The organism is Alteromonas sp. V450 (assembly GCF_001885075.1).
Lineage (GTDB): Bacteria > Pseudomonadota > Gammaproteobacteria > Enterobacterales > Alteromonadaceae > Alteromonas.
Genome location: NZ_MODU01000004.1, coordinates 2,931,333 through 2,956,025, shown reverse-complemented (window position 1 = coordinate 2,956,025; position 24,693 = coordinate 2,931,333). Strand labels below are relative to the sequence as shown.

Below are 24,693 nucleotides of genomic sequence, written 5' to 3'. Positions count from 1 at the left end.
GTATGTCTGAAGAAGAAGCAGTAAAGAAAAGATGGTACGTAGTTCAAGCCTATTCACAATATGAGGCTCGCGTTAAGAAGACCCTGCTTGAATACATCAAAATGCACAACATGGAAGACTACTTTGGTCAGGTACTCGTACCAACTGAAGAAGTAGTGGAAATGCGTGCGGGTCAAAAACGTAAATCTGAGCGCAAATTCTACCCGGGTTACGTTTTGGTAGAAATGGCAATGACAGAAGAGTCGTGGCATTTGGTGAAAAGCGTTCCTCGCGTATTGGGTTTCATCGGTGGTACATCTGACCGTCCTATGCCTATCACGCAAAAAGAAGCGGATGCTATCTTAAATCGCCTTGAAGAAAACGTTGATAAGCCAAGACCAAAGACGTTGTTCGAGCCAGGCGAAGTTATTCGTGTTACCGATGGTCCATTTGCAGACTTTAACGGCGTGGTAGAAGAAGTAGACTACGAAAAGAGCCGCGTAAAAGTATCGGTACTTATTTTTGGTCGCTCAACGCCAGTTGAATTAGAGTTTGGCCAAGTAGAAAAAGGTTAAATAAGTGATATTTAAAAAAGCCTGCTTAGTGCAGGCTTTTTTATTTCAGTACACAACCTGCGCTATCACACCGATATGCGGTTGCAACAAGATCGTTTTTTAATCATCCAAGGGCTTGCATAGTGATTAATCACCTTATATAATGCGCGCCCTTTTAAACGGAAACGGGAAGCCGATTGAGCAAATAATCTCTGTATTTGCGAGGCGTTAGACCCAAACAAGAGAGCATGTAAAATGGCTAAAAAAGTAAGCGGTATTATTAAGCTTCAGGTTGCAGCAGGCGCTGCTAACCCAAGTCCACCGGTTGGTCCTGCACTAGGTCAACACGGTGTAAACATCATGGAATTCTGTAAGGCTTTCAACGCGAAAACAGAAAGCCTTGAGAAAGGCGCTCCAGTACCAGTAGAAATTACTGTATACGAAGATCGTTCTTTCACATTCGAAACTAAGACTCCTCCTGCGTCTTACCTGCTTAAGAAAGCAGCGGGCATCAAGAGCGGTTCTGGCCGTCCTAACACTGAAAAAGTGGGTAAAGTTACTCGCGCTCAGTTGGAAGAGATTGCTAAAACTAAAGAGCCAGACCTTACTGCAGCTGATCTAGATGCAGCGGTACGCACTATCGCGGGTTCTGCTCGCTCAATGGGCTTGAACGTAGAGGACTAATCGAATGGCTAAATTAACTAAACGCGCTCGCCTAATCCGCGACAAAGTTGACTCTACTAAAGAGTACGAAATCAACGAAGCAGTAGCGCTTCTTAAAGAACTAGCGACAGCTAAGTTCGCAGAAAGCGTTGACGTATCTGTTAACCTTGGTATCGATGCGAAGAAATCTGACCAAAACGTTCGTGGTGCAACTGTACTACCTAACGGTACTGGTAAAGACGTTCGCGTAGCAGTATTTACTCAAGGTGCAAATGCTGAAGCAGCGAAAGAAGCTGGTGCAGACATCGTTGGTATGGACGACTTAGCTGAGCAAGTTAAGAAAGGCGAAATGAACTTTGACGTAGTAGTTGCTAGCCCAGACGCGATGCGTGTTGTTGGTCAACTAGGTCAAATCTTAGGTCCACGTGGCCTTATGCCTAACCCTAAAACTGGCACTGTAACGCCTGACGTTGCAACGGCAGTTAAGAACGCTAAAGCTGGTCAGGTACGCTACCGTAACGATAAGAACGGTATCATCCACGCTAGCATCGGTAAGATTGCGTTCGAAGCGAACCAAATTCAAGAAAACCTTGAAGCGCTACTTGAAGCATTGAAGAAAGCTAAGCCTTCTTCTGCTAAAGGTACATACATCAAGAAGATCAGCCTAAGCACGACAATGGGTGCTGGTGTTGCTCTTGATAAGGCTTCTGTAGGTCTTTAATTTCGCTGAGCTTAGGCTCATCGAAATCTCTTAAAGGTTATGGGTTGGAGCTGTGACAATTAGCAGTGCTAATAAACAGCTCCCGTCCTAGACCGCAGGTGCGGTGTGGTGAAAGAGGTAAGAGAACTTTCACAGTCAACACACTGCTTAATACAACAACCTGCGCAGACGGTGGTTTGACTCAGACTCTCTGGGGTAACAAACACCGTAGAGCGGTATCAACCATGAGGGTTGGTATCAATCTGTGAACCCTGACGGCGTAAGCGGGTAACCGCAAACAAAGTCAGATACAAAGAGGTGAACTCAGTGGCACTAGGTTTAGCAGCAAAAAAAGAGATCGTAGCAGAAATTTCTGATGTTGCGTCTCGCGCTCTATCCGTAGCCGTTGCTGAATACCGTGGGATGGAAGTTGCAGAACTGACTGACCTTCGTGTTAAAGCTCGTGAGCAAGGCGTATACCTAAAGGTTGTACGTAACACTCTTGCAAAGCGTGCTCTAGCAGACAGTCAATTTGCAGACTTAGACAGCGCCTTAACTGGTCCGCTTATCTATGGTTTCTCTATCGACGCACCAGGCGGTGCGGCACGTCTTTTCAAAGACTTCGGTAAGACGAACGATAAGCTAAAAGTTACAGCACTATCTATTGGTAGCGGTCTTCTTGGTCCAGAGAAATTGGACGCAGTTGCAGCACTACCTACCCGCGACGAAGCGCTTGCGAAACTACTTGCAACCTTCAAAGCACCAGTTGGGAAATTCGTTCAAACAATCAACGAAGTTCCTGGCAAGTTTGTGCGCGTATTGGCGGCGGTCAAAGACACCAAGTAATTGGCGTTTTTGGCATATTGATTTTTTTAACATTTTATACCCAGGAGTTTAGAGAACATGGCTCTAACTAAAGAAGATATCTTAAACGCAATCGCTGAAATGCCGGTAATGGAACTGGTAGAACTAATTGAAGCGGCTGAAGAGAAATTCAACGTATCTGCTGCAGCTGCTGTTGCTGTTGCTGGTCCAGCTGCTGGCGGCGACGCTGGTGCAGCTGAAGAGAAGACTGAATTCGACGTTGTTATGACTTCATTCGGTGGCAACAAAGTTGCAGTTATCAAAGCAGTTCGCGGCGCGACTGGCCTAGGTCTTAAAGAAGCTAAAGAAGTAGTTGAATCTGCTCCTAAAGCTATCAAAGAAGGCGTAAGCAAAGATGAAGCTGAAGCACTTAAGAAAGAGCTTGAAGAAGCTGGTGCAGAAGTAGAAATCAAGTAATTTGGCATAGCCAAATTATTGCCTGAGACGGCAAGGCTGGTGGTTTTTTGAACCACCAGCCTTTTTGCGCTGTATAGTGTGTAGAAACTAACCCTTGACTACATTACGCAAAGCGCCATTCGGAAATACCCATAAAAAGCATAAAAATCCAACAAGTTAACTAATAATTGGTTAAATTTTGTTGTATGCTGGTGTATCTGCCCGAAAAAGGGTTGTGGAAGTTTGTTGCTTAGTGCGCCATTTGAAACGTAGCTTTTAGCCCATAGCACGCGTTTTAAAGCATTTTGCAGCAGGTTGGGTCATAAATCAGCAGGCTGAGGAACCCATGGTTTACTCTTATAGCGAAAAGAAACGTATCCGTAAGGATTTTGGCAAACGCCCACAGGTATTGGAAATTCCATACCTTCTTTCAATTCAGCTTGATTCTTTCAAAAAGTTTATTGAGACCGATCCGGAAGCTCAATACGGTTTGGAAGCAGCATTTCGTTCCGTTTTTCCAATTAAAAGCTACTCAGGTAGTTCAGAGCTTCAATATGTAAGCTACCGCCTGGGAGAGCCCGTTTTCGACGTTAAAGAATGTCAAATTCGCGGCGTAACTTTCTCTGCTCCGTTAAGAGTAAAACTTCGGTTAGTGTTGTTCGATAAAGACGCTGCGCCAGGTACCGTAAAAGATATTAAAGAACAAGAAGTGTACATGGGCGAGATCCCATTGATGACTGAGAACGGTACGTTCGTTATCAATGGTACAGAGCGTGTTATCGTGTCACAGCTACACCGTTCACCTGGTGTATTCTTTGATCACGACAAAGGTAAAACTCACTCGTCAGGTAAAGTGCTTTATAACGCACGTGTAATTCCTTACCGTGGTTCGTGGTTAGACTTCGAGTTTGACCCTAAAGATAACCTATTCGTACGTATTGACCGTCGTCGTAAGTTGCCTGCAACGATTATCTTACGCGCACTTGAAATGTCATCAGAAGAAATCCTAGATACATTCTTCGATAAAGTAAGCGTACGTATCGACAAAGACAAATTAATGATGGAAGTGGTTCCAGATCGCCTACGTGGTGAGACGGCTGCTTTTGACATCATTGACGGTGAAGGCAACGTTGTTGTTGAAACGGGACGTCGTATTTCTGCGCGCCACACGCGTGCACTAGAAAAAGCCGGTCTTACAGAGCTTGAAGTTCCCGCAGATTACCTAATTGGCCGTGTTTACGCAGCTACTTACGTAAACGAAGACACAGGCGAAGTGATTGTAAGTGCGAACGACGAACTAACCCTTGAAAACCTTGCGGCACTTAGCCAAGCGGGTATCAAAGAGTTCGAAACGCTTTACATCAACGAACTTGACCACGGTTCATACATTTCAGATACGCTACGTATCGATTCATCAACTAACCGCCTTGAAGCACTAGTTGAAATTTACCGTATGATGCGTCCTGGTGAGCCACCAACAAAAGATGCAGCTGAAACCTTGTTCGATAACTTGTTCTTCTCTGATGAACGTTACGACCTGTCTTCTGTTGGCCGCATGAAGTTCAACCGCCGTCTTGGCCGTGAGGAACTAATTGGTGCTGGTACACTAGACAAAGAAGACATTATTTCTGTAATGAAGCAGCTAATAATGATTCGTGACGGTAAAGATGAAGTAGATGACATCGATCACCTAGGTAACCGTCGTATCCGTTCTGTAGGTGAAATGGCAGAGAACCAATTCCGCGTTGGCCTTGTACGTGTTGAGCGTGCAGTTAAAGAGCGCCTAAGCCTAGGTGATCTAGACAACGTGATGCCACAGGATCTTATTAACGCTAAGCCTATTTCGGCTGCGGTTAAAGAGTTCTTCGGTTCATCTCAGCTTTCTCAGTTCATGGACCAAAACAACCCGCTATCAGAAGTAACGCATAAGCGTCGTATTTCTGCATTAGGCCCGGGTGGTCTTACACGTGAACGTGCAGGCTTCGAAGTTCGAGACGTACACCCGACTCACTACGGTCGTCTATGTCCAATCGAAACGCCGGAAGGCCCGAACATCGGTCTAATTAACTCATTGGCAAGCTTTGCGCGCACCAATGACTTCGGTTTCCTAGAAACACCGTTCCGTCGCATTGTTGACGGCGTGGTGACAGACGAAATCGATTACTTATCTGCAATTGAAGAAGGTCAATTCGCAATCGCTCAGGCTAACATCGCGTTAACTGAAGCTGGCGAATTGGTTGACGACCTAATTCCATGTCGTCACCGCGGTGAAACAACTTTGATGCCTAAAGAAGACATCAAATACATGGACGTTTCGCCTCAGCAAATCGTTTCAATTGCTGCAAGCATTATCCCATTCCTAGAGCACGATGATGCGAACCGTGCACTAATGGGTGCGAACATGCAACGTCAGGCAGTACCTACACTACGCGCTGATAAGCCGCTAGTTGGTACCGGTATGGAAAGAACTATCGCGGTTGACTCAGGTGTTACTGTAGTTGCTAAGCGTGGTGGTGTGGTTGATTACGTAGATGCCAGCCGTATCGTTATTAAGGTAGACGAAGATGAAATGCTTCCAGGTGAAGCAGGTATCGATATCTACAACCTGACTAAGTACACACGTTCTAACCAAAACACATGTATCAATCAGAAGCCTACTTGTAGTGTTGGCGACCCGATTGTTGCAGGCGACGTGCTAGCTGATGGTCCTTCAACAGACCTAGGTGACCTTGCACTTGGTCAGAACATGCGTATCGCGTTCATGCCGTGGAATGGTTACAACTTTGAGGATTCAATCCTTATTTCTGAGCGTGTAGCGCAGGAAGACCGCTTTACGACTATCCACATTCAAGAGCTTAGCTGTATCGCCCGTGATACTAAGCTTGGGCCAGAAGAAATTTCTTCTGATATCCCGAACGTGGGTGAATCTGCACTAAGCAAGCTTGATGAATCAGGTGTTGTTTACATTGGTGCGGAAGTGAAAGGTGGCGACATCCTTGTAGGTAAAGTAACGCCTAAAGGTGAAACGCAGCTTACGCCAGAAGAGAAACTACTGCGTGCAATCTTCGGTGAAAAAGCGTCTGACGTGAAAGATACGTCTCTACGTGTACCTAATTCTGTTCACGGTACCGTAATCGACGTTCAAGTATTTACTCGTGATGGAGTAGAGAAAGACAAGCGCGCGCTTGAAATTGAAGACATGCAGCTACGTCAGGTTAAGAAAGACCTTACTGACGAGTTCGAAATTCTTGCAGACGGTATTTTTGCTCGTGCACAAACTGCGCTAATCCGTGCTGGTGTCGACCAAGCTAAGCTTGACAGCCTGCCGCGTGAAAAGTGGTTTGAAATCGCACTTAACAGCGAAGACGCGCAGCTAGAGCTAGATCAAATTGCTGACCAGCACGCTGAAATCAAATTAGACTTCGATAAGAAGTTTGAGGCGAAGCGTCGCAAGATTACACAAGGCGATGACCTAGCACCTGGCGTACTTAAGATTGTTAAGGTTTACCTTGCGGTTAAGCGTCATATCCAACCGGGTGATAAGATGGCCGGTCGTCACGGTAACAAAGGTGTTATCTCGACTATCCAGCCTGTAGAAGACATGCCATACGATGCTAACGGTACGCCGGTAGATATCGTTCTTAACCCACTAGGTGTACCGTCTCGTATGAACATCGGTCAGATCCTAGAAACCCACTTGGGTATGGCTGCACACGGTCTTGGTGTGAAGATTGATCGCATGATTAAAGAGCAGCGCGAGCTGGCTGAATTACGTGACTTCTTGAAGAAGGTGTACGAGCTTGGTGAGAATCACCAAGAAGTTGACATCGATAGCTTCACAGACCACGAAGTTCGTCGTCTAGCGGAAAACCTTCGTAAGGGTGTTCCAGTAGCAACACCTGTATTCGACGGTGCTCGTGAATCTGAAATCAAAGAAATGCTGAAGCTTGCGGATATTCCAGAAAGCGGTCAGATTGCTTTGTTTGACGGTCGTACCGGTCGCGAATTTGAGCGTCCAGTTACGGTTGGTTACATGTACATGCTGAAACTGAACCACTTAGTAGACGACAAAATGCACGCGCGTTCTACGGGTTCTTACAGCCTTGTTACACAGCAGCCTCTTGGTGGTAAAGCACAGTTCGGTGGTCAGCGCTTCGGTGAGATGGAAGTGTGGGCACTTGAAGCATACGGTGCAGCATATACCCTTCAGGAAATGCTTACTGTTAAGTCAGATGACGTTAACGGCCGTACCAAGATGTACAAGAACATCGTCGATGGCGACCACAGAATGGAGCCTGGCATGCCAGAGTCATTCAACGTACTACTTAAAGAAATTCGCTCGTTGGGTATCAACATCGAGCTTGAAGAAAAGTAATACGGCAATCGCCGCGTAATGTTATGAGATGGCCCGGTGCTTGCGCCGGGCTCTAGAGACTGACTCCGCTGGGAGAGTAATGTGAAAGACTTATTAAAGTTTCTAAAGCAACAAAACAAGACTGAAGAATTCGATAATATTCGAATCGGTCTGTCTTCACCTGACATGATCCGTTCATGGTCATTTGGTGAAGTTAAAAAGCCTGAAACAATTAACTACCGTACGTTCAAGCCTGAGCGTGACGGTCTGTTCTGTGCGCGTATCTTTGGTCCGGTTAAAGACTACGAGTGTCTTTGCGGTAAGTATAAGCGCCTTAAGCACCGTGGTGTTATCTGTGAGAAGTGTGGCGTTGAAGTTACACTGACTAAAGTTCGTCGTGAGCGTATGGGTCACATCGAACTAGCTAGCCCTGTTGCGCACATTTGGTTCCTTAAATCACTTCCGTCTCGTATCGGCTTAATGCTTGATATGACACTTCGTGATATTGAACGTGTACTTTACTTTGAATCATACGTGGTTACAGAGCCAGGTATGACTACGCTTGAGCGCAGCCAGCTTCTAAACGAAGAAGAGTACTTGGATGCACTTGAAGAGCACGGTGATGAGTTTGAAGCGAAGATGGGTGCTGAGGCAGTATTCGATCTTCTTACAGCACTAGACGTAGACGCAGACGTTGCGGCTATGCGTGAAGAGCTGCCTTCAATTAACTCTGAAACTAAGCGCAAGAAAATTACTAAGCGTCTTAAGTTGCTTGAGTCATTCCAACAGTCTGGTAACAAGCCAGAGTGGATGATCATGACGGTTCTTCCGGTACTTCCACCAGATTTACGTCCTCTAGTACCCCTAGACGGCGGCCGTTTTGCAACGTCTGACCTTAACGACCTATACCGTCGTGTTATTAACCGTAACAACCGTCTTAAGCGTCTTCTAGACCTAGCTGCTCCAGACATCATCGTGCGCAACGAAAAGCGTATGCTTCAAGAGTCTGTTGATGCGCTTCTAGATAATGGACGTCGTGGTCGTGCGATTACCGGTTCTAACAAGCGTCCACTTAAGTCGCTTGCAGACATGATCAAAGGTAAGCAAGGCCGTTTCCGTCAAAACCTTCTTGGTAAGCGTGTTGACTACTCAGGCCGTTCTGTAATTACCGTTGGTCCTACGCTACGTCTTCACCAGTGTGGTCTTCCTAAGAAGATGGCACTTGAGCTATTTAAGCCGTTTATCTACGGTAAGCTTGAAGGTCGTGGTCTTGCGACAACAATTAAAGCTGCTAAGAAGCTTGTAGAGCGCGAAGCACCAGAGGTTTGGGACGTACTAGACGACGTTATCCGCGAACACCCGGTACTACTTAACCGTGCACCTACACTTCACCGTTTGGGTATCCAAGCATTCGAACCAACACTAATTGAAGGTAAAGCGATTCAGCTTCACCCGCTAGTGTGTGCGGCGTACAACGCCGACTTCGATGGTGACCAAATGGCGGTACACGTTCCGTTGACAATCGAAGCACAGCTAGAAGCACGTGCACTTATGATGTCAACGAACAACATTCTGTCACCTGCGAATGGTGAGCCAATCATCGTACCTTCACAGGACGTTGTATTGGGTCTTTACTACCTAACGCGTGACAAAGTAAACGGCTTAGGCGAAGGCATGGTATTTACCAGCCCGAATGAAGCGGAAAAAGCATACCGCACAGGTAATGCTGAGCTTCACTCTCGCGTTAAAGTACGTATTACTGAATATGACATCGATGAAGATGGCAACAAAACTGAGAAAGTAACGCTAACTGACACGACTGTTGGTCGTGCGATTTTCTCATTGATCCTTCCAAAGGGTCTGCCGTTTGAAATCATCAACCAAGCGATGGGCAAGAAGCAAATCTCAAAACTATTGAATGCTTGTTACCGTACGCTAGGTCTGAAAGACACAGTAATTGCTGCTGACCAAATCATGTATACCGGTTTCCACTACGCGATGATCGCGGGTGCGTCTGTTGGTATCGACGATATGGTTATCCCTGCTGCTAAGAAAGACATCATTGATGCAGCGGAAGCAGAAGTTATTGAAATTCAGGAACAGTTCCAAAACGGTCTTGTTACCGCGGGTGAGCGTTACAACAAAGTTATCGATATCTGGTCAAATGCCAACGAAAAAGTTGCTAAGGCCATGATGGATAACCTTAAGACTGACATCGTAATTAACCGCGATGGCGAAGAAGAAGAGCAATCATCATTTAACTCTGTTTACATGATGGCCGACTCGGGTGCTCGTGGTAGTGCCGCTCAGATTCGTCAGCTAGCTGGTATGCGTGGTCTGATGGCTAAGCCAGATGGCTCAATCATCGAAACCCCAATTACGGCGAACTTCCGTGAAGGTCTGAACGTACTACAGTACTTCATCTCAACTCACGGTGCTCGTAAAGGTCTTGCTGATACCGCACTTAAGACAGCTAACTCGGGTTACCTAACGCGTCGTCTAGTAGACGTTGCACAAGACTTGGTAATCACTAACGACGACTGTGGCACATTCGAAGGTGTTCAAATGACACCACTAATCGAAGGTGGTGACGTTGTTGAGCCACTACGCGAGCGTGTACTAGGTCGTGTGGTAGCAGAAGATGTACTTAAGCCAGGTACTAACGAAGTACTAGTAGAGCGTAACGTTCTTCTAGACGAAGCGTTAGTAGACATGCTTGAAGCTAACTCAGTTGACCAAATTATGGTTCGCTCGGTAATCACTTGTGACAACGACTTCGGTGTTTGTGCTAAGTGTTACGGTCGTGACCTTGCACGTGGTCACATGGTGGGTAGCGGTGAATCGGTTGGTGTTATTGCAGCACAGTCAATCGGTGAGCCAGGTACACAGCTTACCATGCGTACGTTCCACATCGGTGGTGCGGCATCAAGAGCATCTGCTGAGAATAGCGTACAAGTTAAGACGGCGGGTAGCCTTAAGCTACACAATGCGAAATTCGTACGTAACTCTGACGGCAAAGTGGTTATTGTTTCTCGTTCAACAGAACTTACTGTTATCGACGAGCAAGGCCGTGAGAAAGAGCGCTATAAAGTACCTTACGGTGCTGTACTTAGCGTGGATGACGGTGCAACTATTGCAGCTGGCGACGTTGTTGCTAACTGGGATCCGCATAGTCACCCAATCATCACTGAACGTGCAGCTAAGATTAGCTTCGCAGACATTGATGACTCTAATACCGAAATGCAGCAAGACGAGCTTACTGGTCTAACCCGTATCGTTGTTAAAGACCTTGCGAAAGTAAACTCTAAAGAGCCTAAGCTAATTCTTGAAAGCGACGAGTTCGGTCTTCAAGAAATTCGTCTTCCAAGCTTCACCACCATCGAAGCGAAAGAAGGCAAAGTGGCTAACGAAGGTGACGTGCTAGCACGTATACCTCAGGAAAGCTCGAAGACTCGTGATATCACCGGTGGTCTACCGCGCGTTGCGGACCTATTTGAAGCACGTAAGCCTAAAGAGCCTGCTATCCTTGCAGAAATCTCAGGTACTATCGGCTTCGGTAAAGAGACCAAAGGTAAGAAGCGTCTTGTAATTACACCTGCTGAGGGTGACGCGTACGAAGAGATGATTCCTAAGTGGCGTCAGCTTAACGTGTTCGAAGGTGAGAAAGTGGAAAAAGGCGAAGTTATCGCTGATGGTCCAGAGTCTCCACACGATATCCTACGTCTACGTGGTATCTCAGCTGTAGCAAACTACATCGTGAACGAAGTTCAGGAAGTTTACCGTCTACAGGGTGTTAAGATTAACGATAAGCACATTGAAGTAGTTATCCGTCAGATGCTACGTAAGTGCATTATCACTAATCCAGGCGATACGCAGTTCCTTGAAGGCGAACAGGTTGAAGTATCGAACGTTAAAGTGGCTAACCGTGAAATTGAAAAACACGGCAAGATCCCAGCGCAGTACGAAACACAGCTGCTTGGTATCACTAAAGCGTCACTGTCTACTGAGTCATTTATCTCAGCGGCATCGTTCCAAGAAACAACACGTGTTCTAACTGAAGCTGCGGTTCAAGGTAAAGAAGATGACCTACGCGGTCTGAAAGAAAACGTAATCGTTGGTCGACTAATTCCAGCGGGTACAGGTTTCGCTTACCACGAACGCCGTGCGCAACGTCGCAAAGAGCAAATCGAAGAAATGTCAGTTTCTGCTGCTGAAGCAGAACAGGCACTAACCGAAGCGCTTAATGCTGGTGCAGACGAAGATACTGCCGAATAAGGCAAGATCATAGGAGTACGTTAACGTACTCCTAACAATTTGGCAGTCATGTTGTACAGATTGCAGATAAATTAACTGCTTAACCTTTGTACACCTTGACAGTCAGAGCGATGATCTTTAATATTCCGCGACCCGATTTTGGATAGCCAACAAGTGGCTCGACAAACGGTCGCGGTTTTTTGTATCAGCGCTCAGTGAATGTTGACGAGCACAATGTTCACAAAAAGCGCGATTAAGCAATTAATCGCATTAATATGGACCCAATCACAGTGATTGGGTTTTCGTAGTTTTTAATCAGGAGCTAGTTAATGGCAACAGTTAACCAGTTAGTGCGCAAGCCGCGTAGAAAGCCCGTTGAAAAAAGCAACGTAGCTGCTCTACAAGCTTGTCCACAAAGACGTGGTGTATGTACTCGTGTATATACTACTACGCCTAAGAAACCAAACTCTGCACTACGTAAAGTATGTCGTGTACGTCTAACTAACGGTTTTGAAGTTTCTTCATACATCGGTGGTGAAGGTCACAACCTACAAGAGCACAGTGTAGTACTTATCCGTGGTGGTCGTGTTAAAGATCTACCAGGTGTTCGTTATCACACAGTTCGCGGTACGCTTGACTGCGCAGGTGTAAACGATCGTAAACAAGCCCGTTCTAAGTACGGCGCGAAGAAGCCTAAGTCATAACGGTTCTCCGTTAGTAAGGCCAAACTGAAGTTTAAGAGTTTTGGGTTTTCCCTGAATTCATACGGAGAATAGAAAATGCCAAGAAGAAGAGTCGTAGGTCAACGTAAAATCCTACCAGAGCCAAAATTTGGTTCACAACTGCTTGCGAAATTCATGAATGTCGTAATGCTCGACGGCAAAAAGTCAGTCGCTGAAAAAATCGTTTACGGTGCGCTTGATATTGTTGCTGAAAAAACCGGCAAAGCACACCTAGATATCTTCGAGGAAGCGCTTGATAACATCCGCCCAACAGTAGAGGTTAAGTCTCGTCGTGTTGGTGGTTCAACTTATCAGGTTCCAGTTGAAGTACGTCCAGTTCGTCGTAACGCGCTAGGTATGCGTTGGATGGTTGAAGCTGCACGTAAACGTGGCGAAAAGTCTATGGCACAACGCCTAGCGGCTGAAATGCTAGACGCAGCAGATAATAAAGGTTCAGCGGTTAAGAAACGTGAAGACGTTCACCGTATGGCCGAAGCAAACAAAGCGTTTGCTCACTACCGTTGGTAATCAACGTTATTTAACTGAGAGAGATTTATGCCTCGTAAGACCTCGATTGAGCGTTATCGCAATATTGGTATTGTGGCTCACGTGGACGCGGGTAAAACCACGACCACAGAGCGTGTTCTGTTTTATACAGGACTGTCTCACAAAATCGGTGAAGTGCACGATGGTGCTGCTACCATGGACTGGATGGAGCAAGAGCAGGAGCGTGGTATTACTATCACGTCTGCTGCAACGACTTGTTTCTGGTCTGGTATGGAGCAACAGTTCGATCAACACAGGATCAACATCATCGACACCCCTGGACACGTTGACTTTACTATCGAAGTAGAGCGTTCATTGCGTGTACTAGACGGTGCGGTAGTTGTTTTCTGTGGGTCTTCTGGGGTAGAACCTCAATCAGAAACAGTCTGGCGACAGGCTGACAAATATCAAGTGCCACGCCTAGTGTTCGTTAATAAAATGGACCGGGCTGGCGCTGATTTTGAACGTGTTGTGGGTCAAATCCGCAAGCGTTTAGGCGCAAACTGTGTTCCGATTCAAATCAACATGGGCGCTGAAGAGAATTTCCATGGCGTCATCGACCTTGTGAAGATGAAAGCCATCAACTGGAATGAAGAAGACATGGGTATGACATTTACCTATGAAGACATTCCGGCTGAATATAAAGATACCGCTGAGCAGTACCGCACAGAAATGATCGAAGCGGCTGCAGAAGCATCTGATGAGCTAATGAATAAATACTTAGAAGGCGAAGAGCTTTCTGAGGAAGAAATTCGTTCAGGCCTTCGTCAGCGTACGCTGAACAACGAAATTGTTCTTGCCACCTGTGGCAGTGCCTTCAAAAACAAAGGTGTTCAGGCAGTACTAGACGCGGTTATTCATTATCTTCCGTCTCCAACAGAAGTTAAAGCCATCACAGGTGTACTTGACGACAAAGACGAGAGAGAAGCAGAGCGTCATTCAAGCGACGATGAGCCGTTTTCAGCGCTAGCATTTAAAATAGCGACCGACCCATTTGTGGGTACGCTAACCTTCTTCCGCTGTTACTCTGGTGTTGTAAACACGGGTGATACGGTTTACAACCCTGTTAAGGGCAAGCGTGAGCGCTTTGGTCGTATCGTGCAGATGCACGCGAAAGACCGTGAAGAAATTAAAGAAGTACGTGCAGGTGACATCGCTGCGGCCATTGGCCTTAAAGATGTAACAACCGGTGATACGCTTTGTGATCCTAATCATGTTATTACGCTAGAGCGTATGGAGTTCCCAGAGCCGGTAATTTCTATTGCGGTTGAGCCTAAGTCGCAAGCTGACCAAGAGAAGATGGGCATTGCCCTAAGCAAGCTTGCAGCTGAAGATCCGTCGTTTAAAGTGAAGACTGACGACGAGACAGGTCAGACGATAATCTCAGGTATGGGTGAACTTCACCTTGATATTATTGTCGACCGCATGAAGCGCGAATTTAAAGTTGAATGTAACGTAGGTAACCCTCAGGTTGCTTATCGTGAAACCCTTCGTAAATCTGTTGAAGTTGAAGGGAAGTTCGTTCGTCAGTCAGGCGGCCGTGGCCAATTTGGTCATGTATGGCTACGCATTGAGCCTCAAGAAGAAGGATCAGGCTACGAATTTGTGAACGAAATCGTCGGTGGTGTTGTACCAAAAGAGTTCATTCCAGCGGTCGATAAAGGAATTCAGGAGCAGATGCGAAGTGGTGTTCTTGCAGGGTATCCGGTACTTGATGTAAAGGTTACGCTGTTTGACGGTTCATACCATGATGTTGACTCTTCTGAAATGGCGTTTAAGATCGCCGGCTCTATGGGTTTCAAAAAAGGCGCCGCAGAAGCAAATCCGGTGTTACTTGAACCCACAATGAAAGTTGAAGTGACTACTCCAGAAGACTGGATGGGTGATGTTGTTGGTGACATTAATCGTCGCCGCGGCATGATCGAAGGTATGGAAGATGGCGTAGCAGGTGTTAAAATAATACGTGCAAAAGTGCCGCTTTCAGAAATGTTTGGCTACGCAACTGATTTGCGTTCACAAACACAAGGTCGTGCTTCATACTCAATGGAGTTCTTCAATTATTCTGAGGCGCCGAACAATGTGGCGCAGGCTATTATTGAATCTAGAATTTAATCTAAATGAAGGTTCGGTCCGGTCTATTGGTGGGTCGGACTTTTAACTTAGGAAACGAGAAAAATGGCAAAAGAAAAGTTTGAACGTACGAAACCCCACGTAAACGTGGGTACAATCGGCCACGTTGACCACGGTAAAACTACGCTAACTGCAGCTATCACTACAGTTCTTTCAAAGACTTACGGTGGTAACGCTCAGGCTTTCGATCAAATCGATAACGCGCCTGAAGAAAAAGCACGTGGTATCACCATCTCTACTTCACACGTAGAATACGATACTCCTACTCGTCACTACGCACACGTAGACTGCCCAGGACACGCTGATTACGTTAAAAACATGATCACTGGTGCTGCTCAGATGGACGGTGGTATCCTAGTAGTTGCTGCGACTGACGGTCCTATGCCACAGACTCGTGAGCACATCCTACTTGGTCGTCAGGTTGGTATTCCTTACATTATCGTATTCATGAACAAGTGTGACATGGTTGACGATGAAGAGCTTCTAGAGCTAGTAGAAATGGAAGTTCGTGAACTTCTTAACGAATACGAATTCCCAGGTGATGACCTACCAGTTATCCAAGGTTCAGCTCTTAAAGCGCTTGAAGGCGACGCAGAGTGGGAAAAGAAAATCATCGAGCTTGGTGAAGCGCTTGATTCATACATCCCAGAGCCAGAGCGTGCAATCGACAAGCCGTTCATTCTTCCAATCGAAGACGTATTCTCAATCTCAGGCCGTGGTACTGTTGTAACGGGTCGTGTTGAGCAAGGTATCGTTAAAGTTGGTGAAGAAGTAGAAATCGTAGGTATCAAAGAAACTACTAAGACTACTTGTACTGGTGTTGAGATGTTCCGTAAGCTTCTTGACGAAGGCCGCGCGGGTGAGAACGTTGGTGTTCTTCTACGTGGTACTAAGCGTGACGAAGTTGAGCGTGGTCAAGTACTAGCTAAGCCTGGTTCAATCACGCCACACGTTAACTTCGAAGCAGAAGTATACGTACTATCTAAAGATGAAGGTGGCCGTCATACTCCATTCTTCAAAGGCTACCGTCCACAGTTCTACTTCCGTACAACTGACGTAACTGGTGCTGTAGAGCTTCCAGAAGGCGTAGAAATGGTAATGCCTGGTGACAACCTTAAATTCAAAGTTGAGCTAATTGCTCCGATCGCGATGGAAGAAGGTCTTCGTTTCGCAATCCGTGAAGGTGGTCGTACAGTAGGTGCTGGTGTTGTATCTAAGATCCTAGACTAATCTAGACTTAGCAACATAAGGTACAAAAAAGCGCACTTAGGTGCGCTTTTTTTATGCCTTTTGGAAAGGGAGTGAGTGTATGCCCTCCGAAACACGCCGTAAACCCATCTGTGCTTTTGTATTAGCGGCTTCGCAGCTGCATCCATGCAGCTGAGAGTTCTAGATTGAATAAGCGCCACCCCTTTGGCTTCTTTAAAGCTTGGTGAGAGGGGGGTAACACGCTGTAAACTCATTACTGCTTTCAAGAAATGGTACAGCGACTACATCCCTTGTGACCATCAGTGACTTTGCAACGGCATACATTATTCTGCGTGTTCTTCGTTGAATAACCGGCTTATATTGGCCCCTTTTTCTGCTTACTAAAAAAAGATGAGACAAAAAATGAACGTAGGCTCTATTTATGGATTGAGTAATAAATACCACAAATAAAAAAGGCCGGTGAAACCGGCCCAAAACATCCAAGGAAACTTATCGCTATAGCTGTTCTATGGTGTAACCTTTTTCAGCTAACAGCGCTAATACGTTGTCTTCGCCTACAAGGTGTCCTGCACCAACGAGTACAAACTCAGCATCGTCATCGCCGAACATAGCTTCTATTTGTGGTACCCAATTGTGATTTCTTTTAGTAAACACTTCTTCGAATGAAGTGGGTGACTCGCGTTTAAATGTATCGATAACGAGCTCATCAAGCTTTTTGGTATTACCATTTCGCCATGCATCAATGGTAGATCTAAGCATAGACTTAAGTTCGGGTAGTGTACGGAGCGTTTCTGATATTAGTCGGTCCTCTTCGCCTTCACCTAACTTGCTCATCATTTCTATTTGAAAATCTAATGTTTCAAGGTATTCGGTATGTTTGCTATCTCGTGTTGCCAATTGCGCAAAGTATGCATCAACCCCTTCGCCTGCCAGTTGTACCCGCTGCGCCTCCATTGAAACTAGCATCGACGCAATCATGCCAGGTTTAAAGCGCGCGAGTTGGTCTGCGGTTGCACCAAAGTTACTAAGGTAGGCGTTAAGAGCATTATACGTTTCCTCTGATACATCGTCTTTTAGCGTCTTTCCCTCTTTATAAGAAACTTTAGACATCATTTTCTGCTGAGCAGCAATATCCGTAGGGTCTGGCAATTTAACCTCAAATACTAGGGTGTCGCTTTTTTCATATACTTCAGTGAAATCGGCAGGGAGTGGAAATTCAGATATTGGCAAAATGTGGATGGTTCCACCTACATACACAATGTCTTCTCCTTTAGACACTTTCCATACTGAAGTTTGTGCATCGTCTGCCGACGCATGTTGGGTAAATGACGTCGCTGCAGCAAATCCAAAAGCAAGAGCTAGTTTACGTAATGAGAAATTTTTCATGGTGTGGTTCCTTTATGTATTCCGGTATTAGTTAGTAAGTGCCTTTGCTAATTGGGCAATAGTATTCGATAACGCGTCTGTTAAGCTGTCTTCAATGTTTTGAACATGCACTTTTATTTCTTGGTTCAATTTTGTATCTAGCTTTTCAATAATATCAGAGCTTTGTTGTATTAAAGACTGATCTTCTTGATGGTTATTTACGGCTGCTGACATTTTTCCTTCGCTATTTACTCCGGCGTAGCTACTCGCAGATAAAAGTAATAAGCAAAAAGAAAACGCTTTAATATTTACTTGTTTCATGTGGTGTCTCCTGGCTGTGTATTTACGTTGTCGTTTGAGAACGATTTAAACAATAGCGACTCGAAACAAAATGTTCTCTTATGAAAGCCTTATACTTTTATTTATAAGAAAAATGCTAAATTAAATTTCTCAAGGTATTGAAATATAATAATAAATTGAAATCTTATGGAAACCTTATGATAAAAAAATACATTGCTATAGCACTGCTTAGCTAGATAATGTCGCCTTTAACTCAATAATGCGCTTACACATACCATTTTAACTTTTGTATAAATGAATCAGAGACCGACACATGCCCAACGAACAGATAACGCCCCCAAAAACGGTAAGCTTGGCATTGCAAAAGGCAATCTCTTCGCTTCCGGTGGAGGAGATAACGCGCATTGCCATGACAGCTCCTTGTACTGCTCGTCAATGGCTGTCACTAATTCAAAATCGTAACAACATTTTGAAAAAGAAAATTAAAAATATGCGTAAGCACTACGGTGTACAAGTAGAATTGATGCGTATTAACGACGTTGCAGTGCGAAAGATAACTCCTCAGTCCGTTTCCTCAGAATATAGGGATTGTGCATATCTAGACATCCATGGTGGAGCTTATGTGTTACATAGCGGCCTAGCTAGTATAGAAGAGGGCATTTTAGTCGCAGCGAGGTTGGGCATTGTGGTGTATAGCGTTGATTACAGAATGCCTCCTTCTTACCCTTGTCCTGCTGCAGTAGAAGATGTAGAGGCTGTTTACAGAGCCTTAATGGAACGCCAACCTGAGCTTACCCTATTTGTTGGGGGGACGTCAGCAGGAGGCGGCCTTACTTTAGCACTTGTACAATCTCTCATACGCCAGTGCGTTACACTGCCTCACGCCATTTATGTGGGCACGCCTTGGGCTGATCTCTCAAAAACTAGCGATAGTCTTTTTGTTAACGAAGGGAAAGACAGCATTTTAGTGAGTTATGATGGCCTATTGAGCGCTGCAGCGCTTCTTTATGCGGGTAAGCATAAGCTTAACAGCCCAACTGTATCTCCCCTTTATGGTAGCTTCGAAAGTTTCCCTCCAACGTTTTTAGTGACGGGCACTAGAGATTTATTTCTTAGCGATACTGTCCGAGTTAATCGCTGTATTAAAGCCGCGGGCGGGACTACGCAACTTGAAGTGCTCGAAGGAATGTCACACGCTGAATACCTTATTTTCGATAATACACCTGAGTCCAACGCGATTTACGCGGAGCTTAAATCGTTCTTTTCTTCAAAAGTAAATAGCATTTAAAAACGAAGGAGCGCTTCGTAAGGCGCCCCTTCGTGCAGCGCTGTTCCAAGGCATTAGGAGCCAAACGCAACAACCAATATTGTTAATATCGCGCCAACGCCTGCAATCTTAAGCCCATTTTTATACATGGGTAATTTAGGCACGAACATCAAAAATGCAGATATCACGAAAAACAGTAAGCCAACCCCAAACGCGATATTAAGCCAAAAAAGCGGACTATTATTTGTCGCTTTATGAAGTTTTACCATTTTAGAAAGTACGAGAGGATAGTCTTTCCTAACGATAGTTGCCTCGCCCGTTAGTTTATTGTACTGGCCAATATTGAGCACAACTTCCTCACTGTTTTCGGCTGTTATTTTACTGCCGCGTACTTTCAGTAAGGGGAGTAGCTCAACACCAGATAAACTTGCATCGTATTGCCTTAATTCAGTCTGTTCGTATTTTAATAAATCAGTAGGGCGGAAAATAAGTAATATACCGCTAATAGCATAGACGCCCATAATTCCCGCTAAGAAAAAACCTAGCCATCTATGATATTTGCGAAAAGCCATGTGTAATTTAGGAGATGCCATATTATTTTTGTCTGTTGAAAGTGATGGGGCGTACTTATAAACGAGAATGAATATTATTTAAAGTAGCTTCGCGAAGAATATGCGTAAAAATTAGGTAAAATACTTTTTTAAATGCTATTTGATGTAGTAGCTCTTGTATTGATAGCTAAGTGGTATGAAGAGTGTGAAATGATTGTATTGTGCTTATACTTTAGTCTTACACTATAACCTACGAGAAGCTACACATGGTTTAATTGGTCGCGCGACCGTAACCAATATACATAAAAACGACAGTAGGATTTTAAAAATGCAGTCTATTGCCATCGTCATACTGGGCATCATCGGCATGTTGTTCGGTTGGTTTGTATACTCTAAATTTATTGCAAGCCGTGTATTCAAGCTAGATGATAGTTTTGTCACTCCCGCACATACTATGCAAGACGGAGTAGATTTTGTGCCGACAAACAAAGTGGTGTTGTGGGGGCACCACTTTACGTCCGTAGCTGGGGCCGCGCCTATTGTAGGCCCTGCTATAGCCGTTTATTGGGGTTGGGTACCGGCCGTTCTTTGGGTGGTATTTGGTACTATATTGTTTGCCGGTGTACACGATATGGGTGCGCTATGGGCTAGCGCCCGTCATAAGGGTAAGTCAATGGGCGCATTGTCAGAGTCGGTCATTGGCAAGCGCTCACGCGCGTTGTTCATGATAGTCATATTCTTGGTATTGCTTATGGTGAACGCAGTGTTTGGCGTGGTCATTGCGAACTCTTTTGTTTCACAGCCTAACGCTGTGTTTCCCGCCTGGACAGCCATCGTAGTAGCCCTCGTTATCGGGCAGCTGTTGAAACGAAATTTCAGCTTGATACCGCTTTGTATTGTCGGAATTATCGTTTTATACGCGTCAGTATATGCTGGAAGTTATATTCCGCTAAGTTTGCCTGAAACAATGTTCGGCTTGGCAGATAAAGCCAACTGGATCATTATTCTCTTTGTTTATGCAGCCATTGCGTCGTTACTACCCGTTTGGATGCTGTTACAGCCTCGTGACTTTATCAACGGGATGCAGTTACTGGTTGGTTTATTCTTACTTTATGGCGCCGTTTTCTTTGCCATGCCAGACATCACCGCGCCGGCGTTTAACACCCAAACAGCGTTAGATACTCCTAGTCTCATCCCATTACTGTTTGTAACGATAGCATGCGGTGCGGTTTCAGGTTTCCACGGAATAGTGTCTTCTGGTACAAGCTCTAAGCAACTAGACAAAGAAACAGATGCACGCTTTGTAGGTTACCTCGGCGCTGTGGGCGAAGGTTCGCTTGCGCTTATTACTATTGTGGCGGTAAGCGGTGTAGCGTTCGCTGCTTCACCTGAAGAATGGCACGAAGTATATAGTCACTTAGGCGCTGGCAGTGTCGGCGCATTTATCACCGGTGGTGCGAACCTTATTCAACAGGGGTGGGGGCTGCCAGTAGATTTTTCTTCAACGATTCTTGCAGTAATGGTTGTCCTGTTTGCAGGTACGACTATGGACTCCGGTGTACGCTTACAGCGCTACATCATACAAGAATGGGGGGATATTTACTCAATTGGTGCCCTCAAAAACGGTGTAATTGCCACACTCGTCGCAGTTGGATGCTGTTTGTTATTGGCGTTCGGAGCAGGTGGCGCGTCAGGCAGTGGCGGTATGATCATTTGGCCGCTATTTGGCTCTACTAACCAAATCCTAGCGAGTCTTACCCTATTAGTTATATCGGTTATGCTGATCAAGCTTGGCCGTCCTGCAAGGTACACGCTAATACCCATGGTATTTGTATTAATCATGGCTTTCTTTGCTGGTCTGATAAAGCTTAAAGAGTACTACGTTGAAGGAAATTATTTGTTGGTCTTCCTAGACGCAGTAGTGCTGGTGGTTTCAGTACTCGTAATGCTTGAAGCTTTCTCTGTAGTTTCTAAGTTGAAAAAGGCGTCGCAGCACGATAGCTAGCAGAGCATCACTAAATAGTTAAGGTTCTTCATGGTTGACCTCGTGGTTGCTATCACGCTCCGAGACAGTCAACATTCGGCCAGTACATTTGTACTGGCCATTTTTATTTTGTTTGCCTGATACTTTGTTGTGTAACCTTGATTTAGAACCACTATATCTGCGGTAACACGTGGCGATTATGAACATTTTAACTCTCGCTGAGAGGGTAATGATCTATGCGGATTGGTATTACCCAGAGTTGAGTCTTCAAATTAGTGTAAATCGTGTTAATCGGTTTTGCTCATTTTCTGTCTTCGCCTGTATCTGTTAATATGACATTGTAAACATCATCGTTACTCAAGCATCGGTAGCTACTTCTTTAAGTAGTGCTTTATGCAAGATAACTAGAGAGGCTATGTGTCAGATATCATTTTACTAGGGCAAAACTTTTTAGCGCTGTTCATGGAATCAGCGCCATGGTTGCTTTTGGGTTTACTGGTCGCAGGAGTGATGCATGAGCTAGTGCCTGTCTCTTTTCTTGAAAAGCATATGGGAAGTGCATCTTTTGGCTCTATTAGCAAAGCAGCTATTATCGGTGCGCCTTTACCACTTTGTTCATGTGGCGTTATTCCTGCTGCCCTAGGATTGAGACGCAGTGGCGCTTCTAAAGCTTCTACTGTCTCTTTTTTAGTTTCTACCCCCGAAACGGGTGTGGATAGCGTTTCTGTATCTTACGCACTACTTGGCCCCCTTTACGCAATAGTGAGGCCTATCGCTGCTATTACAAGTGCCATTTATGCGGGTGTGATGGTACGTTTTTTCGCAGAAGCAGAAGAAGCTCAACGAAGACAACCCGACATGACGCAGTCATCGTGCTGTGGGCCAAAGCAAGTCCCTAAACCAGAAACGCAAATACAGGCCAACACGTCCTGTTGTGCAAGCGAAAAAACACATGTTCATAATCACGAGAGCACAGACAAAGCTCAACACGAATCTTCGCCTTCGAAAGTCAAAAGCGTGCTCTCCTACGCCAGTGGCAAGTTACTTGAAGACATTGTGGTGTGGCTACTTATCGGTTTAGCACTTGCCGCCGCTATTAAAACTTGGGTGCCTACCGACTTTCTAACTCAGTGGGGAGATGGTGTTGTTGCTATGCTTGTGATGGCACTTATTGGTATTCCTATGTACATATGCGCTACTGCGTCAACGCCGCTTGCGGTTGGCTTTCTCGCGGCCGGGCTCTCGCCTGGTGCTGTTTTAGTGTTTTTAATGGCAGGCCCGGCCACTAACGTGTCTACTATGGGCATGATAAAACAAGAGATGGGGGCGCGAACACTTGCACTTTATTTATTCAGCGTTATCTCGGCAAGCTTAGGCTTTGGGTATGCACTAAACTACCTAGTGTCCTCGTTTTCTTTATCATCGATGATCAAAACAGCCAGCCACGTTCATGAGCACGGCGCAGGTGTTCAAATAATTTATGGTTTATGTGCAATTTTGCTGGCGGGATTGATGGTCAGGCTGGGTGTGAAAAAGCTTCAGCAATATCGCCATAATCACGAACAGCACTCGGCATGCTGTGGTTAGGTTTAACGCAGCAGTTGCTTCTCCTCATTCAAGCGCTCGAATGATATTTACAGAGCGCTTGTATATCCTGCTCTATTATCCATAATAGTCGCTCAACTTATTAAAATTAAAATGCGTTTCAACCTACAAGGACGCTTGGAATAACTTCATGTTTTTACTTATTGTGTACGTCTTCATTGCATTGGGCTTTTCTTTTTTGTGCTCGATTGCTGAGGCAGTCATTTTGAGTGTTTCGTCTGCGTACATTTCTGTGCTGGAAAAAGACGGTAAAGCCAGTGGCGTGCTGTTACGTAAGCAAACCGATAACATCAATACACCGTTATCTGCCATATTAACGCTGAATACTATTGCCCACACTATGGGTGCAGCAGGTGCAGGTGCACAAGCAGCGGCCGTGTTCGGCGATGCATACTTGGGCGTTATTTCGGCAGTGCTTACGTTACTTATCCTTATTTTTTCTGAAATCATTCCTAAAACCCTTGGCGCAACCTATTGGCGAACGTTAGCACCAGCAACCGCATATTTTCTTAAATACCTATCAATTGTTCTCATGCCGTTCGTAAAAATGTCTGAATTAATGACAAAAGGCTTTAAAGAAGACAGCCCACTTCGCGGATTGAGTCGCAGTGAGCTTCACGCCATGGCAGAGTTGTCAGGCCAAGAAGGCCAGCTAGCTAATCACGAAGCAGCGTTTCTCCAAAGCCTGTTAAGTTTGCACGAACTGAAAGTCAAAGACGCGATTACCCACCGTACAGCGTTATTTAAAGTATCTGAATCGATGACGGTAGAAGGCTTTTTTCACAAGCACGCTAATATAGAATTCTCTCGTATCCCCGTGTTTGAAGACAGCGATTCAGAAAACATTACTGGATTTGTTATGCGCTCTGATTTGCTAGTTGCGCAGGCTCGAGGTAATACGGATAAGCCTTTATCTGAGTATGCGAAAGATATGGTCACAGTCCTCAATACAATGCCATTGTCGGTGACGTTTGAGCATTTCATTAATAAGCATGTGCACATGTTACTCGTAGTTGATGAATACGGTGGTCTTGAAGGCGTGCTCACGTTAGAAGACTTGCTGGAACGCTTGCTAGGTGTGGATATTATAGATGAGAAAGATACAACGGTAAGTATGAGAAGACTTGCTAAAATGATGACGAAGCGTAAAGAGCAGATGATGATAAAAAATGTGCCCGATGCCTCACTTGAGCAATCGTCGAAAAAATAATAGTCTAAATATTGGTGGTACTGAACGACAGGATGTAGAT

Annotated in this window: 18 protein-coding genes; 15 read left to right on the top strand and 3 right to left on the bottom strand. The window is 45.3% G+C overall.

The features are described from left to right. Positions 1–2 precede the first annotated feature (2 nt). The 11 genes from nusG to tuf all read left to right on the top strand — a co-directional run bounded on the left by nusG (position 3) and on the right by tuf (position 16,392). Entirely contained in the window at positions 3–554 is a 552-nt protein-coding gene (nusG, locus tag BK026_RS12855) for a transcription termination/antitermination protein NusG (RefSeq protein ID WP_071816180.1), read from the top strand. Positions 555–788: 234 nt separating this feature from the next. Next, positions 789–1,217: a 50S ribosomal protein L11 gene (rplK, locus tag BK026_RS12850; protein WP_014951043.1), complete on the top strand. Its 429-nt coding sequence runs from the start codon at positions 789–791 to the stop codon at positions 1,215–1,217. 4 nt (positions 1,218–1,221) lie between these two features. Continuing rightward, positions 1,222–1,917, top strand: a complete 696-nt coding sequence (gene rplA / locus BK026_RS12845; RefSeq protein ID WP_014951042.1) for a 50S ribosomal protein L1 — start codon at positions 1,222–1,224, stop codon at positions 1,915–1,917. 306 nt (positions 1,918–2,223) lie between these two features. After that, positions 2,224–2,742: a 50S ribosomal protein L10 gene (gene rplJ / locus BK026_RS12840; protein WP_071817642.1), complete on the top strand. Its 519-nt coding sequence runs from the start codon at positions 2,224–2,226 to the stop codon at positions 2,740–2,742. Between the two features lie 57 nt (positions 2,743–2,799). Next, on the top strand, positions 2,800–3,177 hold the full coding sequence (gene rplL / locus BK026_RS12835; RefSeq protein WP_071816179.1) for a 50S ribosomal protein L7/L12: 378 nt from the start codon (positions 2,800–2,802) through the stop codon (positions 3,175–3,177). Between the two features lie 325 nt (positions 3,178–3,502). Continuing rightward, a complete protein-coding gene (rpoB, locus tag BK026_RS12830; protein ID WP_083575087.1) occupies positions 3,503–7,531 on the top strand; it encodes a DNA-directed RNA polymerase subunit beta in 4,029 nt (1,342 codons plus the stop codon). 81 nt (positions 7,532–7,612) lie between these two features. Beyond that, positions 7,613–11,785 carry a DNA-directed RNA polymerase subunit beta' gene (rpoC, locus tag BK026_RS12825; RefSeq protein WP_071816177.1) on the top strand — a complete coding sequence of 1,391 codons (4,173 nt, stop codon included), beginning with the start codon at positions 7,613–7,615 and terminating at the stop codon, positions 11,783–11,785. A gap of 308 nt (positions 11,786–12,093) precedes the next feature. Continuing rightward, positions 12,094–12,468: a 30S ribosomal protein S12 gene (gene rpsL, locus BK026_RS12820; RefSeq protein WP_014951037.1), complete on the top strand. Its 375-nt coding sequence runs from the start codon at positions 12,094–12,096 to the stop codon at positions 12,466–12,468. 75 nt (positions 12,469–12,543) lie between these two features. After that, complete coding sequence (gene rpsG, locus BK026_RS12815; protein ID WP_014951036.1) at positions 12,544–13,014, top strand: 30S ribosomal protein S7; 471 nt, start codon at positions 12,544–12,546, stop codon at positions 13,012–13,014. Between the two features lie 27 nt (positions 13,015–13,041). Then, entirely contained in the window at positions 13,042–15,144 is a 2,103-nt protein-coding gene (gene fusA, locus BK026_RS12810; RefSeq protein WP_071816176.1) for an elongation factor G, read from the top strand. A 63-nt stretch (positions 15,145–15,207) separates the two neighbouring features. Next, complete coding sequence (gene tuf, locus BK026_RS12805) at positions 15,208–16,392, top strand: elongation factor Tu (RefSeq protein WP_071816175.1); 1,185 nt, start codon at positions 15,208–15,210, stop codon at positions 16,390–16,392. A gap of 474 nt (positions 16,393–16,866) precedes the next feature. Here the strand turns inward: tuf and BK026_RS12795 are convergent, their stop codons facing one another. Next, positions 16,867–17,757 (bottom strand): TraB/GumN family protein, encoded by an 891-nt coding sequence (locus tag BK026_RS12795; protein ID WP_071816173.1) that lies wholly within the window; start codon positions 17,755–17,757, stop codon positions 16,867–16,869. Between the two features lie 27 nt (positions 17,758–17,784). Continuing rightward, the gene (locus BK026_RS12790; RefSeq protein ID WP_071816172.1) at positions 17,785–18,057 is read right to left on the bottom strand and encodes a hypothetical protein; all 273 of its coding nucleotides are present in this window, start codon (positions 18,055–18,057) and stop codon (positions 17,785–17,787) included. A 292-nt stretch (positions 18,058–18,349) separates the two neighbouring features. Here BK026_RS12790 and BK026_RS12785 point away from each other — a divergent pair, with 292 nt between their 5' ends. Further along, positions 18,350–19,324, top strand: a complete 975-nt coding sequence (locus tag BK026_RS12785; RefSeq protein ID WP_071816171.1) for an alpha/beta hydrolase fold domain-containing protein — start codon at positions 18,350–18,352, stop codon at positions 19,322–19,324. 53 nt (positions 19,325–19,377) lie between these two features. Here the strand turns inward: BK026_RS12785 and BK026_RS12780 are convergent, their stop codons facing one another. Continuing rightward, positions 19,378–19,896 carry a hypothetical protein gene (locus BK026_RS12780; RefSeq protein ID WP_071816170.1) on the bottom strand — a complete coding sequence of 173 codons (519 nt, stop codon included), beginning with the start codon at positions 19,894–19,896 and terminating at the stop codon, positions 19,378–19,380. A gap of 286 nt (positions 19,897–20,182) precedes the next feature. On the opposite strand from BK026_RS12780, the gene BK026_RS12775 reads away from it, so the two are divergent. From BK026_RS12775 to BK026_RS12765, 3 genes are all read left to right on the top strand, one after another. Continuing rightward, positions 20,183–21,859: a carbon starvation protein A gene (locus BK026_RS12775; RefSeq protein ID WP_071816169.1), complete on the top strand. Its 1,677-nt coding sequence runs from the start codon at positions 20,183–20,185 to the stop codon at positions 21,857–21,859. 396 nt (positions 21,860–22,255) lie between these two features. After that, on the top strand, positions 22,256–23,425 hold the full coding sequence (locus BK026_RS12770; RefSeq protein ID WP_071816168.1) for an SO_0444 family Cu/Zn efflux transporter: 1,170 nt from the start codon (positions 22,256–22,258) through the stop codon (positions 23,423–23,425). Positions 23,426–23,573: 148 nt separating this feature from the next. Continuing rightward, positions 23,574–24,653, top strand: coding sequence for a CNNM domain-containing protein (locus BK026_RS12765; protein WP_071816167.1), 1,080 nt, complete (start codon positions 23,574–23,576; stop codon positions 24,651–24,653). The last annotated feature ends 40 nt before the right edge of the window (positions 24,654–24,693 follow it).